The sequence below is a fragment of the Lewinella sp. 4G2 genome, assembly GCF_001625015.1.
Classification (GTDB): domain Bacteria; phylum Bacteroidota; class Bacteroidia; order Chitinophagales; family Saprospiraceae; genus Neolewinella.
The window spans coordinates 1,380,434-1,394,643 of sequence record NZ_LVWJ02000014.1; the positions used below are offsets into that span (position 1 = coordinate 1,380,434).

11 protein-coding genes and 1 tRNA gene are annotated in these 14,210 nt (G+C 55.1%); 2 read left to right on the forward strand and 10 right to left on the reverse strand.

What is annotated here, in order from left to right; genetic code table 11:
- Nucleotides 1-5: 5 nt before the first annotated feature.
- The 10 genes from A3850_RS06755 to A3850_RS06800 form a co-directional block, all read right to left on the reverse strand.
- On the reverse strand, nt 6-1,142 hold the full coding sequence (locus A3850_RS06755; protein WP_197494003.1) for an aminotransferase class I/II-fold pyridoxal phosphate-dependent enzyme: 1,137 nt from the start codon (nt 1,140-1,142) through the stop codon (nt 6-8).
- A gap of 15 nt (nt 1,143-1,157) precedes the next feature.
- Nucleotides 1,158-2,075, reverse strand: a complete 918-nt coding sequence (locus A3850_RS06760; RefSeq protein WP_068215113.1) for a PfkB family carbohydrate kinase — start codon at nt 2,073-2,075, stop codon at nt 1,158-1,160.
- A gap of 126 nt (nt 2,076-2,201) precedes the next feature.
- Nucleotides 2,202-2,275 (reverse strand) — tRNA-Asn (locus A3850_RS06765).
- Between the two features lie 186 nt (nt 2,276-2,461).
- The gene (gene gldE / locus A3850_RS06770; RefSeq protein ID WP_231915290.1) at nt 2,462-3,958 is read right to left on the reverse strand and encodes a gliding motility-associated protein GldE; all 1,497 of its coding nucleotides are present in this window, start codon (nt 3,956-3,958) and stop codon (nt 2,462-2,464) included.
- 183 nt (nt 3,959-4,141) lie between these two features.
- On the reverse strand, nt 4,142-4,642 hold the full coding sequence (locus A3850_RS06775; protein ID WP_068215114.1) for a single-stranded DNA-binding protein: 501 nt from the start codon (nt 4,640-4,642) through the stop codon (nt 4,142-4,144).
- Nucleotides 4,643-4,719: 77 nt separating this feature from the next.
- A complete protein-coding gene (gene mutY / locus A3850_RS06780; protein WP_076639929.1) occupies nt 4,720-5,808 on the reverse strand; it encodes an A/G-specific adenine glycosylase in 1,089 nt (362 codons plus the stop codon).
- Nucleotides 5,809-5,949: 141 nt separating this feature from the next.
- Nucleotides 5,950-6,474, reverse strand: coding sequence for an RNA polymerase sigma factor (locus A3850_RS06785; protein ID WP_068215116.1), 525 nt, complete (start codon nt 6,472-6,474; stop codon nt 5,950-5,952).
- A gap of 580 nt (nt 6,475-7,054) precedes the next feature.
- Nucleotides 7,055-8,146 (reverse strand): LptF/LptG family permease, encoded by a 1,092-nt coding sequence (locus tag A3850_RS06790; RefSeq protein WP_068215117.1) that lies wholly within the window; start codon nt 8,144-8,146, stop codon nt 7,055-7,057.
- A gap of 144 nt (nt 8,147-8,290) precedes the next feature.
- On the reverse strand, nt 8,291-11,929 hold the full coding sequence (locus A3850_RS06795; protein ID WP_068215118.1) for a reprolysin-like metallopeptidase: 3,639 nt from the start codon (nt 11,927-11,929) through the stop codon (nt 8,291-8,293).
- 154 nt (nt 11,930-12,083) lie between these two features.
- A complete protein-coding gene (locus A3850_RS06800; RefSeq protein WP_068215119.1) occupies nt 12,084-12,647 on the reverse strand; it encodes a hypothetical protein in 564 nt (187 codons plus the stop codon).
- 207 nt (nt 12,648-12,854) lie between these two features.
- On the opposite strand from A3850_RS06800, the gene A3850_RS06805 reads away from it, so the two are divergent.
- Entirely contained in the window at nt 12,855-13,223 is a 369-nt protein-coding gene (locus tag A3850_RS06805; protein WP_068215120.1) for an iron-sulfur cluster assembly accessory protein, read from the forward strand.
- Nucleotides 13,224-13,334: 111 nt separating this feature from the next.
- Nucleotides 13,335-14,147: a class I SAM-dependent methyltransferase gene (locus A3850_RS06810; RefSeq protein WP_068215121.1), complete on the forward strand. Its 813-nt coding sequence runs from the start codon at nt 13,335-13,337 to the stop codon at nt 14,145-14,147.
- Nucleotides 14,148-14,210 lie beyond the last annotated feature (63 nt).

A 14,210-nucleotide genomic window follows, 5' to 3' on the forward strand; every position in this document is an offset into this window, starting at 1 on the left:
AGGCTTTAGTGCTTATGGCCGCCAAAGGTCGCCAACTCCCGGCCAAGAACCTGCACCAAACGCTCAATCTCTTCTTTGGTATTGAAACTGTGCAAACAAATACGCAGCCGTTCCTGACCAGCCGCTACGGTCGGTGATCGAATGGCCTTTACCAGGAAATTGTCAGCCCATAAAGCATTTTGCAACTGCATCACGGCGTCGTTACCCGGGCAGCGAATGATCTGAATAGGGCCGTTTACCTCCGGGCTAAAAGTGGACAGCTGATAATGGTGAATTGCCCGTTGGAAACAATCCACATTGTCCGCTAGGTCTTGCATCCGCTGTGCGTGGCTCTCCTCCAACGTAGCGTAGGCAGTGTCGATAGCAGCATACTGGGCCGCCGCGGGTGCCGTGCTGTAGATGAAGGGCCGCGAGGTATTGACGAGGTAGGATTTCAAAGCCGCAGAACCAAGTACCGCTCCGCCGTGGCCCCCGAAGGCTTTTCCGTAGGTGATCACATTTGCGAAAACGTGTTGCTGCAAGCCCAGCGCGTGGACAATCCCCCGCCCTTCCGCCCCGTCGAGACCACCGGAATGAGCCTCGTCTACGATCAGATGGGGACCGTATTCCTGGCAGAGAAGGGCAATCTCCCGCAGCGGCGCGCGATCCCCGTCCATACTGAAGCGGCTTTCGGTGAGGATGAAGACATTACCGTCGGGGCGGGCTCCTTCAAGTTGTCGGCGTAAATCCTCTAAGTCGTTGTGGCGAAACCGGAGCGCGCGGGCGTGGCCCAGACGAATACCGTCGCGGCAACAAGCGTGGCTGAGTTCGTCGTAAATGATGGTGTCCGTCCGTTGTAGGAGGGAGGAAAGCAAGCCAAGGAAGGCCGTATATCCCGAAGGGTAGAGCAGGGCGGAAGGGAACCCGTGGTATTCAGCGATCCGTACTTCCAGCTGGTGGTAGGCATCGCGATCGCCCGAAATTAAGCGAGAGCCGGTAGCGCCGCCGGCCAGGTGTTCGGAGGAAGAAACAGTGCTGGCATCCCGTGCCAGACCAAGGTAGTCGTTGGACCAAAAATCAATCCCTCGCACCGTTCCGGGGAGGGACCGGAAAGTACCCGTAGCCCGGATGGCTGCCAGTCGTTTATCGAGGAAGTTGGCCAAGGGAGCGGGGATAGTTTAAATATCAACTCCGATCAACTCGACGAACTGCTGTACGCGGCCATCGATCATCGCCCGGGTCAAGCCCTGCATGCGGCGGGTACCGAAGTCTTCCACCACGAAACTGGCCATTGCCGAACCGTAGATAATGGCGCGCTTGAGGTTTTCGAAACTGGTATCGTCCGTCGAGGCGAGGTAGCCCATGAAGCCACCGGCAAAAGTGTCGCCGGCGCCGGTTGGGTCCGTTACCTGAGGTAGTAGGAGGGCGGGGGCGGAGAAGACTCTGTCGCCGTCAAACAGTAGTGCGCCGTGCTCTCCTTTCTTGATGATGAGGATGCGTGGACCCATCTCGACGATCTTGGCGGCAGCCTTAAGCAAGCTCAGTTCGCCGGAGAGTTGGCGGGCTTCCTCGTCGTTGATGATCAGCACGTCGATTCGCTTGAGGACATCCTTCAGTGGCTCCATGGCGATGTCCATCCAGAAGTTCATCGTGTCGAGCGCGATGAGCTTAGGCTTCGTTTCTAACTGGTCGATCACGCTGGACTGTACCTGCGGGCTGAGATTGCCGAGCATCACGTAGTCGGTCGTCCGGTAGCTAGCGGGCAGTTTCGGGTCGAAGTGCTCCAGTACGTTCAGTTGGGTATCGAGCGTATCGCGGCCCATCATGTCGTCGTGGTACTTGCCGGCCCAGAAGAAGGACTTGCCGCCTTCCACTACCTCGACGCCGTCGAGGTCAGACCCGCGGCGTTTCAGGTCGGCCAGAAAATCCTGGTTGTAATCGTCACCAATGATAGATACGAGCTGAACCGGCTTGCAGAAATGCGTCGCCGCCATGGCGATGTAGGTGCAGGACCCGGCTTCGATCATTTTTACTTCACCGTAGGGGGTGTAAACGTCGTCGAATGCAATGGTACCAATGGAAAGGAGGGCGGACATACGGTAAGTGCTTGGAAGTTGATTTATGGAGCAAAGGCCAGTGGTGCTACCCCAAAACGGGAATAAGGTTTAATGGCCTAAACGAAAAAAGCCAAGCACGAATCATCGTACTCGGCTTTTTAAATGCGCCTCAGGAAGGGCTCGAACCTTCGACCTACGGATTAACAGTCCGCCGCTCTAACCAACTGAGCTACTGAGGCAGTTTCTCAATGCGGGTGCAAATGTACGACCCGCTATTTGTTATTTGCAAGAGCAGTTATAAAAAATCTTTGCTGTTTTCTCTTTTTCTAAAATTGTCAGGCGCCCCGACTAAGTGCGGGACTTACTTCGTGTCGCTGCCGCAGGTGCAATGCAAAAAGGGCGAGTAACAGTTGCCAATTGCCAGCCTAATCCTCACCTTCTTCACTGGCTGACGTCTCCGGAAGCGTGATGAGTACCTCCTCGATCCGCCGGGAGGTGACCGAGAGTGGTTTGAGGGTGTATTCCCCAATCTTGATCTCTTGCCCGGGCTCGGGGAAGTGGCCGATGGTCTCCAGAATGATACCGGCGAGAGATTCAGCCTCGCCCTTCAGCTCGTCAAAGGTGGTGGTACTGAGATCGAGGACCCGGCAGACGTCATTCAGCAACGTTTTGCCATCAAATTCAAAGTTGTAGTCATCGATCTTGTTGAAGACGATCTCATCCCCTTCGTCAAACTCGTCCTGAATGTCACCAATCACTTCTTCCATGACGTCCTCGAGGGTGACGATGCCCTCCGTGCCGCCGTACTCATCCACGACGATGGCCATGTGCATCTTTTGCTGTTGGAATTCCTTTAGCAGATCACTCACCTTCTTGTTCTCGGGTACGTACAGCACTTCTTGCCGGACGAGGCTCAACCAGTCGAAGTCAGCACTTTCGTAGCGGTAACCAAGCAGGTCCTTCACGTACAGGATTCCCCGCACCTTATCAAAGTCGTCTTCAAAGACGGGAATTCGACTGTAACTGTGTTCCCGGACGCGGTCTAGCAACTCGTGGTAGTTCGCACTCTGGTCGACGGCCACCACGTCTCCCCGGCTGCGCATGATCTGGCGGACGGTCACGTTGGCGAAGAGGACGATCTGTTTGAGGAGGAATACATCCTGTTGGCTCTCCTCCCCGTTCTCCTCCTGCTGTACGGTGAGGTCAATGGCCTCATCGATGTCTTGCTGGGTGGGCGAAAAATTGTCGTTGGTGTGGCTTTCCAGCCGGCGTTCGATAATGGAAGCTCCATTCACGAGGAGAACGGACACTGGTTTGAACAGGCTCATCAAAAAGTTGACCGGGCGGGCCATGAGGGAAGCCAGTTCCACCCGGTTCATACGGGCGTAGACTTTTGGCGCTACCTCTCCAAAAAGTACCAATAGAAACGTCACTCCAACCACGGTAACGGTGAAGCGAATCGCTCCAGCCAGTGGTTCCGCTGAGAAGTAACCTTCAGGGTTAATGGCAAGACCAAATTGATCCAGGAACGAAAGGATGCCAGTAGCCCAATTGGTGAAAATAGATTCAGGGAACAGCGCCCGCAGTAGCACCTCCGAGATCAGGACGATCGCAATATTGATGAAGTTGTTGGCGATCAAGATCGTTGCCAATAACTGCCGCGGCCGCTCCCGGAAGTCAATCAGCGTCAGGCTGGCCGGCGTGGGGGATTCGGCGAAATCTTCGTAATCATTATCCGTCAGCGAAAAGAAAGCTACTTCGGAGCCGGACACGAGCCCGGACAACAATAAGAGCAGCACGATTCCTCCACCACCGAAGATCAGCGTCGAAGTGAAGCTGAGCAGGAGGGTAGATTCAAAAAGGTAGGATAAACCGGTTGGGTCCAATGCAGTGCGCCCACGCGCAGGATGGTGAAGTTGCAAAGATAGGGCAGCCCGGTAACCCGCGGGGTGAAGAATGGCTACGGTTGAACATCAGCCTACAACCTCCCTATTCACGGGGCACCCCTTGTATACTCGTGTAAGTACTTACGGCTAAATGGATGGTATTCATGCTCGAGTTGCAGTACGCTGAGCCACTTACCTAGTCAATTATTTTACTGAGGATTAAAATGGTAGGTCCTCTCCGTCGTCGTCAATGGCGGGAGCGGCTGGTGCCTGCGATGCGGGAGTTTGGGCAGGGGTAGCCGCCGTAGCTTGGGGAGCCGCCGGGGCGTTGTTTTCGGGAGTGTAAACTGGAGGTGCGTCAGCCAAAGAGGGGCGTGGACCTCCTTCACCAGCGTTAGGGTTGACGAGCACCCGGAAGTAGTTCGCCACGACTTCGGTGGTTTTCCGGTTGTTACCCTCCTTATCCTGCCACTTCCGGTGCGTCAGTTTGCCTTCCACGTAGACCATCACTCCTTTGTGCAGGGAACGTTGGGCGCGCTCGGCGGCCTGGCGCCAGACGACGACGTCGTGCCACTCTGTCTGTTCTTGCCATTCACCGCTGCGGTCCTTGTAGTTCTCTGAGGTAGCTACGGAGAAACGTCCAACGGCTACTCCACTTTCAAGGGTGCGAATTTCGGGGTCGGAGCCGAGCCGGCCGATGAGGGTAACTTTATTGACCATGGAGAGTGCGATTTAGCGGAATGGAATCCTCTAGCAATTTGCCAGCAGGGGTGAAATGAGGAGCTTGGGATCGGTAATCAGAAGAGGTCCAAAAGTAGGGTCTTATCCTCGATATATTTAGTGATTACGCGTGGAAAGGCAAATTTATCCAACAATTTGTTTTGGGGTAGCAGGTAATTTTCAATACTTCCTGGCATTAATCCCCAACGAAAGGTGTGAAAGCTGACGTAGATCGTCTGGTGCGTCAATTGTTGCTTATAGACCTGGCTGCGTTTGGTGAATTCCAATTCGGCGGCGGGGAGCCATTCGGGCCAATCGGGATGGTGGGCCAATTCCTGCGTGCCCACCTCATTACTGACGGTCTCGATGAGTGGGAACTCGTAGAGATCTTTCCAAATATCCTTACCCTGCCGTTGGCGGATGATGGTTCGGTCGGCATCGTCTTTGATGACGAGGTAGTGGAAGTGGCGGTCCCGCCGCTTTAGCGTCTTTTGCTTGACGGGTAGCTCGTATACCTGGCCGTTGTTAAATGCCCTGCAGTTAGTTGAGAGTGGGCACTCTTTACAGCTAGCTCGTTTTGGCGTGCAGATCAGTGCGCCAAAGTCCATGATCGCCTGGTTGAAGCGTGCGGCGGGTACGTCACCGAGGGCATCCGTCGCCAACTGTGCGAAGAGTTTTTTGCCGGGGGTGCTATCAATCGGTGTTGAATTACCAGCGTAGCGGGCGAGGATGCGGTATACGTTGCCATCCACCACGGCTACCTGTTCACCGAAGGCGAAACTGGCTATCGCCGCGGCGGTGTACGGCCCGACGCCGGGAAGTTTCCTGAGCTTATCGGCGGTATCTGGAAACTGCCCGCCATATTCGGCTACCACCATGCGGGCGGCCCTCAGCAAGTTGCGAGCACGGGAATAGTAACCTAAGCCTTCCCATAGTTTCATGACGGCGTCGTCATCAGCTGCGGCCAGGTCTGCCACTGTAGGGTATGTCTCGGCAAACCGCTCGTAGTAAGCGCGGCCCTGCTCGACGCGGGTTTGCTGCAGAATGATCTCACTCAACCAGATGTTATACGCGTCGCGGTGTTCCTTCCAGGGCATTGGCCGCCGTTCGGGTAGGTACCACGCCAGAAGTTGCGTTCGAAAATATTTCCAGTCCGCTTTAGTCAACGATGTGGAGTTATTAGTGCGTCGTAAGGTCGCATAAAAAAACCGGGGCGTTGTAGCGCCCCGGTCGAAATAGGTTTTGATAGTTTACCATGCACAATAGTTATGGACTGATGCACCACAGTAAGCCGACAGTCAGTACACTTAGGCGGTCTGCCGAAGCTTCCCGTACTGGCGGGCAATTTGTAGTTTAAGGTCTTTACGCGCAAAGAAGATGCGGCTCTTCACGGTGCCCAGGGGAAGACCCAGGTGGTCAGCGATCTCCTGGTATTTGAAGCCCTGATAGTGCATGAGGAAAGGAATACGGGTACTATCATCCAAATCATTGATCAGGACGGTCAGCTCCTTGATCAAAATATCGCTCTCCGCCTCATTATCGATCTGGGTACGGCCAGAATTGAGGTAGTATAGGTTCTCCGTATTGTCCATGATCGTGTTCGCCTTCATCTTCTTCCGGTAGTTGTTGATGAAGATGTTTTTCATGATCGTGAAGAGCCAGGCCTTCAGGTTAGTGCCGGGGTTGAACTTATCCCGGTTCGTAATGGCGCGGAAGGCAGTTTCCTGGTAGAGATCCTTCGCATCCTCCGAGTTCTTCGTCAGATTGTAAGCGAAAGAATTAAGTAGCGTAGTTAACCGATTGAACTCGGTAAAAAATTCCATTTGGGACATGATAGAAGGCTTTAGTGGTTTTGTCTAACCAAATTTAGGCAAAACTTAAATGGATTGCAAGGTTTTTGCACCCACTGGAATCTATCCTAACCCTGCATCACTTAGGGCCTATTCTCCAAACCTCTGTAAAACAAAGCTTTACGTCTGTTTAACAGTGCGCATCCGTAAATTGAACTTTCAGTAAAAAATGAAATATAGATTGTTTTGTCTAAGAGATTGCCATTCTATTGTGCTTAAACGCTCGACAAAGCTCAATCAGAGTACAAAAATAGGCATGGCGGAAGATGACCAGGTAACAATGAAGTTCCGTTTGTCTAACTTGTCCAATACTCTGCCTAAGCTGCTGAAGGCCTGATATCATACAGCCAATCCAGCATCCGCTGACTAAATCATCGCTCAGGACCTGTCCACTATTCGGTCCAAAATATTGCACCTGCGGCAGCGACACGTTCTGAGTCCCCCACTTAGTCGAGACGCCCGATATAGAGTGAATGACGGGCATGCAGGAATTCGGACTAAGTGCGTTGATGCTTAGTTTCCAAGGTCTAAAGGAGCAGTAAGTACCTAAGAGGATACTCCGTCAGCGCTGGGCGTTCAGGACGAAGTAGAGTGCAGCGGCAAAGAAGATGATGTTGGGCATCCACATCCCCAGGTAGATGGGCATCCCGGCAGAAGTAGTGATGGTGGAAGCGAACTGGGTAACGAAGACGAAAAGCGCCCCAATGAAGATCCCTAAAGCCAACTGAATCCCCATCCCTCCCCTGGTCTTGCGGCCGGCGACGGATACTCCGATCAGCGTAAGGATGAAGATCGTAAACGGCTGCGCCGAGCGACGGGCTAATTCTACCTGGTACTGACGGACGTTGCCCGCCCCCCGCGCCTGCTGTTTGCTGAGGTGCCTGATCAACTGGGGAGTCGTCATCGATTGCTGCTCTTCCTTGTACTCCACGAAGTCGGCGGGGAAGAGGTTAAGCACGGTGTCCAGGTGGCCAAAGGCACCTACCTCCAACGTTTCGTTAATGCCGTCAAACGTTCGTTGCTCGTAGTTGGAGAGCCGCCAGAAGGAAGGATCACCAGGCGTAAACTTGGCCGAACGGGCTTTCGTTAGCGCTACCAGCTCGTTGTTCTCGAAGTGCTCGATCCGGAAATTGCGGGCGGAACTATCCAATTTGCTGTAGTGCGTCATGAACACTTTCGTGCCCGGAGCGACGAAGAAGTGAACGTTGCTCGTTTTGCCCTTGTCCCGATTGCGGCCAAAGTGGGTGCGCTCAATGTCCGTTCGGATCTCATTACCCCAGGGGATGACAAAGTGAACGCCCACCAGGAACAGAAAGGCGAGGAAAGCCGCCGTCACCATAAAGGGCCGCAGAAAACGCCGGAAACTGACCCCGGCATTGAGAATACTGATGATCTCCGAATTAGCCGCCATCCTTCCCGTAAAGAAGATGACCGCGATCAGGCAGAGCATGGGCCAGATGAACCCCATAATGAAGAGCAGGAAACTGGGGAAGTACTGAAAGGCAATCTCGAACTTGGTGATGTCCGATTCGATGAAGCGCTCGGTCTTATCACTAAAATCAATGATGATGCTCACCATGGAGAAGATCAGCAACGTAAAGAAGAACGTGCGGAGAAACTTGCCAACAATGTACCAATCCAGCTTTTTCAGCATCGAACAGTCGTGAATAAGAATAGAGTTAATAGGACGCGCTGGCACTTCGGATCGTTGCCTCACCGCACCCCCAAATAAGTCGGGCCCGGCGCGGTGATGATCACCAGGCCGGGCCCGAAGGTAAGTAGCTTACGCCGTGCGAAACTACTGCTTAACTACCCGCCGGACGGCTCCATCCACGCGCAGCAAGTAAACGCCGCTGGCCAGGGTGGAAGTATTAATGGTAGTAGCGCCCGTCAATCCCTCCACGCGGCGGGTTTGCAGACGGCGACCGTTCAGGTCGAACAATTCCACGTCGATGGTGCGGTTCACCTGGGCGGACCAGCGCACGTTCAATTCACTGGCTACTGGGTTGGGGAAGACCTCTAACCCAGCCTCGAGAGCACTAACGTCATCGTTGGAAACCACGACGGCGTCCGGATCGATAATGATATCGTGGTCCACGATCGGTAGGTAACCACCGTTCGGCGTGGTGATCACAAAACCAAAGAAGTCTTCGTCTTTAGAGTCATCAAGGTGCTCGTACTTAAGGCCAACCACGTTGATGTCCTTCTGGCGCCAAGTATCCCCCAGGCCAAGTTCACGGCCGTAGAGTAGCAGGCGACCTACTTCCGGAAGTTCAGTCAACGTGTAAACGACGTCGCGGTCACCAAACTCACTGCTGGTAGCTTCCAGGTCCGCCTGCAAGATGTGGTTACGCGCCAGCGGGGGCACGAGGGTGGCGTTGTTAGCAATGCGCTCGGGCGCTTCCGGCGTGGTGGCCGTACAGAACTGGATGCTCCAATCTTCAATGGCACCGGCGGATCCACCGGTCTCCAGTACCTCAACTTCCAGGATCCAATCACCAAACACGCGCTCACCGACCAGATCGGCCAGGGAGCCTACGGGCTGCTGCACGATCGCCTGATCCGGTGGGCAGGTGATGTTGTCCGGCGCATCATCGTCGAAACCAAGGATGATGGCATTGGTAGAAATTGGGCAATTCTGCTTGTACAGATCCACCACGGTTCCGGCGGGGCTGATGAGGCGGACGTTCAGCTCAGCAACAAAGTTGTAGCGCACGTTGATGAGCGGGATGTTGACGTCACCAATCACGCCGTTCTGATCATCCACGAACAAACGGCTTTCCGCTTTGAAACTGGGGCCACGACCCTGGAGGGGTATTGCCCGGCCATCGGATGCGTAATCGTTACAGCTTGTATTGACGGTGCGGAAACTGCTGGTGGTACGCCAGTCACCGAAACCACAACGGTTACGGGGGCGAACGCGCCAGAAGTAAAGGGTATTTTCTGTGAAGAAGTCCTCCGGGCTAAATTCCGTTTCTTCGAGACCAGTCGCCTCCGCAAAAATGCTCTCCTGGGAGAAATCCGGACTGGTAGCAATCTGAATTTGGTAATCACGCGCGTTGGCGGATTCCGTCCAGTCAAAATTGGTACCCAGGACGATGCCACCCGTTCCTTCGGCGGGCGAGACGGTGACGAGGTCACTGAAGTCATTACTTACTACGTCCAGCAGAATTTCCCGACGGGCTGTATCGAGGCTTTCGGTTACGCCAATGAGAGTCAGGGGTACAATGCCAGTGAAGTTTACGGTGCCAAAGTCTACTTCCAGTGTAGTAAGGGTGCCGGGCTGGATCGCCGTCTCGGCAAAAGTCACCGTTGCGCCTTCCGGCAAACTGCTGTCTTCAATGCTGAGGTTAATTAACTCGTCAAAATTGAGGATGCTGGTTGTACTCACCTCAACTGAAAGCGTGTTGGGGAGGCAAAACTCCTGGTAGCGAATGCCGGGCTCCAAAGTGTAACCTGGCTCGATGGCCTGGGATACGGAGAAGTTCTGCCGGTTGACGTTCAGGAAGATATTCTCGGAAGCCTTCACCATCAGGCGAGCTGATCCGGTACGGGCTTCTTCGGGAACGGTTACGAAAGCGCTCCCGGTGTTGGGGGCATCTTCAGCAAGTACGAGATCAAAGGTCTGGCCGCCGTCGAGGGAGAGCATGATGTCCACGCGCTTACAGTTAACACGGCCGCCGTCGGTGCCGGCAACATCCCAGGTAACTTCCTGGTAATCGCCTACGCGCCACGCCGCTTCGGTGGGTTCGTTAACGACGAAGGGGCCGGCGGACTCATCCGTAGAGAAGACAAAGGTTTCCCAGTCTACACCACCGGCCTCATCGTTATAGTCGTGGGCCGTGAGGCGGAAGGTGATGTCCCGCTCGTAGGTTGGTAGTACCTCTGCGTTAGAGCGTACGCCGTTAACCAGGTTATTCAGGGCTGGTAGGTAACGGACATTCCCTTCTTCGGAGGGTGGGTAGGAACGGAAGAGCGGCGCGGTACCCGTTGGATTCCGAATGTCGGAAGCGGGGCCAAGGTCGTACTGTTCCCAGTTGTAGCGGATGATGTCATCCTCATTCTCATCCGTAGCGGAACCCTCCAGGCGGAAGGGGGTGCTGATGGGGATAACCAGGTTGTCACCCATTTCCAGGGTTACTTCCGGCGTAAAGTTGTCCGTTGGAATTACCGTGGCGCAGGCAAAACCTCCACCGCTTTCCACGGTAGTAAAGTTGAGGAACTGCTCAATGCTACCCACGTGGTAGTAGGGAGAGCGACCACCGATATTCTGGTTGCCACAAGCCCGGGCGTAGGACATGATGGAGTTGCCCGCACCCGGCTCGAAGGAAGTATTCGAAGCGCGCTGGTTCTGGGAATTGGGGCAGTTGTTCCAGCTGTGGCTGACCGCGAATTGGTGGGCAACTTCGTGCGCCATCGTACCAAGCGCCGCACCCAGAACTGTACCACTTACGCAGGTAATACCCCGCGTTTTACCGGGCGTACAGGCCGCACCACTCACGACGCCACCGACGTCATTACAACGGGCGGTGAAGAGGTGGCCGACATCATAAGTGTCCGCACCAACATTATTCAACTGGAAGGCAGGAAGCACCTGGCTCAGCAGCTCGCCACCCTGGTTAGCGTTGGTGTAGGGGTCCGTCGTCGGGTCAACGTAAATGAGGCCATCGACGATGATGAGGTTCATCTTCATCCCCACCTGCGGCTCGAGGATAGAGTTGAGGGCGGAGGTCGCTTCGTTGAAGGCGGCCCGAACACCGGTAGCGGTTCCACCAATATCGGATTTCTGCGCAAACTCTCCGGTGTTCGTCATGATGAAGTCGTACACCCGTAACTCACGGGGCAGATTGCCCGCCTTCAGGTTGCCCATCAGGCCAGCGGGGAGGGGCTCTTTGCGGAGGTTCTGCCCTTCTTCGTTTAGTTCCAGGCCTGAGTAGTCGGGAGATGCCGCGAAGTCATCAAATCCACAACTCAGTGGGCCGGCGTTTTCCTGGGCGACTTCCATGAAGTCCGCGTAGCTGTACACGGCGTACAACCCTTCGGCGGCGTTAATGGCCTCAATCACGTAGTGGCCATTTGGCCCCTGGATGACGCCGGAGATCCGTTCCGGACTTGTCGCAATACGGCCAGTACCGTATTCATTTACCACCCGGTAACTACCGAGGGTCTTATCGTTGGGGAGGAGGTCAGCATCCCACACCTGGTAGCTAAGCATAGTACCATCGGGGAGGGGTAGGTCTACCGACACCTTTGATTTTTGGCGAGAATACTCCTTCGGGGCGCGGTCAAAAGACTGCATCAGTGCCGGCATGTCCAGCAGTACGGTCTTGGTTTCGGCCTGGGCATTGTTGGCAGCAACGTCCGTAAATTGAAAGGAAGATTGGGCGTTTACCGCAAAGGAAGCGATGAGGGCCAGGGCTAGTAATATTCTCTGCATAATATAGGGTGTGGGCAAATTTGACGACGAAGATAGGGGCGGCACTACTCTGGTGTAGTCGCACGGGTTACAAGTTAAGCAATAGCGGGTAACGCGTGGCGCGCATTAAGCAACGCCCAACGCCAAAGCCAGGTTCAACTGCGGGTGGATAGTGTTACACAAGTAATTGAACGGCTTCGCGCCGCACGGCCGCCTGGGCCAGGGCGATGGCGTCCGCCGGTTGGCGGGAGCTCAGAAGTCTTAGGCGGCTGGCAACCTGCTCGGCGGAGTCCGCTCCCTCAGCTGCCCGGACGATCAGTTGGCTCACGTTATCACGGGCCTGTAGCAGTACGTTCCACAGTGCGTCACTCACGTAGATCTGCTGCGTTACGTTGTACTCAAACTCTTCGCGGATGGTGAGGAGCAACTGCGCCGTAAATTCCTGGGCGCTGCCGCTGGATGCCGGGTTGAGTCGCAAGAGAAGATTGGGGACGGCAATGCGTTCGGTCATCAGCGTAAACCGTTCGCAAGCTTGCAGGCGAAGGGCATTCGTAGCTTCTTTATCATCCCCACCAGTACTGACGGAAGCGGCGGCGCTAGCTTGTTCCCTGGCGCTTCGGTCGAGGGACGCTAGCGTATCGTTGAGGGCACCGATCGTTTGGTAATTCTGGTAGGCCAGCAGGGCAACGGTAGCGAACAGCAACAAAGCGGTGATCAGCGTGATGGTAGTAACGTGCATATATAAGGTAGGGAAAATGAAGGGGAGCGCGCCCGGGTACAACTAAGATTGGTCAGCCGCTGTTTACGGGGTGACAAAGGTACTACGCACCCACTGAGTTGCGTTCCGTGCTCCCACCTGCCGCCCAACCTTAATTGGAGGTGGCGCTTACGAGCAGCGTGGTTCGCGGAAACGCTTTAGTTTTGTCCCCCCTCAATTTAGCATCCCATGAGCGTCGATATTCAAACTACCACCAAGGCTACTTCTACTTCTCCCATCAAGATCACGCCCTCGGCGCTGGTTCAGCTGAAGGAATTACGGGCCGAACTCGGTGTGGCGGAAGACCATTTTCTTCGCGTCGGTGTACGCGGTGGCGGTTGCTCCGGTTTTGAATACCAATTGGGTTTCGATCTGCCGGAAGAAGACGATAAGCGGTTCGACGTTGAAGGCGTCACCGTACTCATGAAACCGGGCCACGCCCTCTACCTGCTGGGGATGGAGATCGACTGGGCCACCGGGCTCAACAACCGGGGCTTCACCTTTAACAACCCGAATGCCACGGATACTTGTGGTTGTGGCACTTCTTTCTCCGCCTAAGCGCGGACTTGGGTAGGCCTTCTTTACCCTATTTCATTTCATACCCCTCTTCCTGGTTCCTGACTTTAAGGACTGGTACCTTCACCTCCCCCAAGCGCGGAATAACTTCCCATGCGACAACCGATCAGCTACCGGCGGGGGATTCCTTTTTATTACGACAAGTCCGAGACGGAATTCAGTAAGGACGTCTACGAACGGTACGACGAGCTCGTTACCCGGCAAACTGCCCTCCACCTGGCGGATGAACTGCACGGTGGATATCCTTTTCAGGCCCTTCTTGATCTGATGCTGGACCACCTTCCAAATGGCGATGGCTTCCGGGTAGCGGACATCGGCTGCAGCGTCGGTCGGCTGGCGGGGGAGATCCACCTGCGGCGGCCCGGTTGGGAAGTGCACGGGATCGACCTCAGTTACCAAATGCTGCGGCAGGCGAACGATTACTGGGTGAAGGGGGAAGTCCTCCGCCCGAACCTCGCCCGTTACGGATGGGGGATGCCGTCCCTCCAAACACCGCACCCGCGACAGCGCCCAGCTTATCCTCCTAGTGAAGAACAACCCCGCCTGCAATTTTCCCTGGCCCGCGCCGAAGACCTCCCCTTCGCGGATGCTTCGCTGGATTATCTGCTGAACACTTTTCTGCTGGATCGAGTACCGGACCCCTTTGCCACGCTGAACGAATTTGCCCGCGTACTGCGCCCGGGTGGTAGGATGGTAGCCGTAACACCACTCAACTTCCTGACGCCAGGCGGATGGCGCGATGCCCACCCACCCGTAAAAATCCTGGGCCACCTCCAAAAATCGGGTTGGAAGATTCTCGACTGGCAAGACCCGTTCGTCCTGACCGAACCGATGGATGCGCGCGGTAACGCCGTACGGTGGTCCTGCATCGCCGTAGTGGCGGAGCGATCAGGAGTGGTGGATTGAATCCGGAGCAATAATGAACGGCTGCTCGGTGATAAGCAAGGTGATAATTTTGCGTGCAGTCTA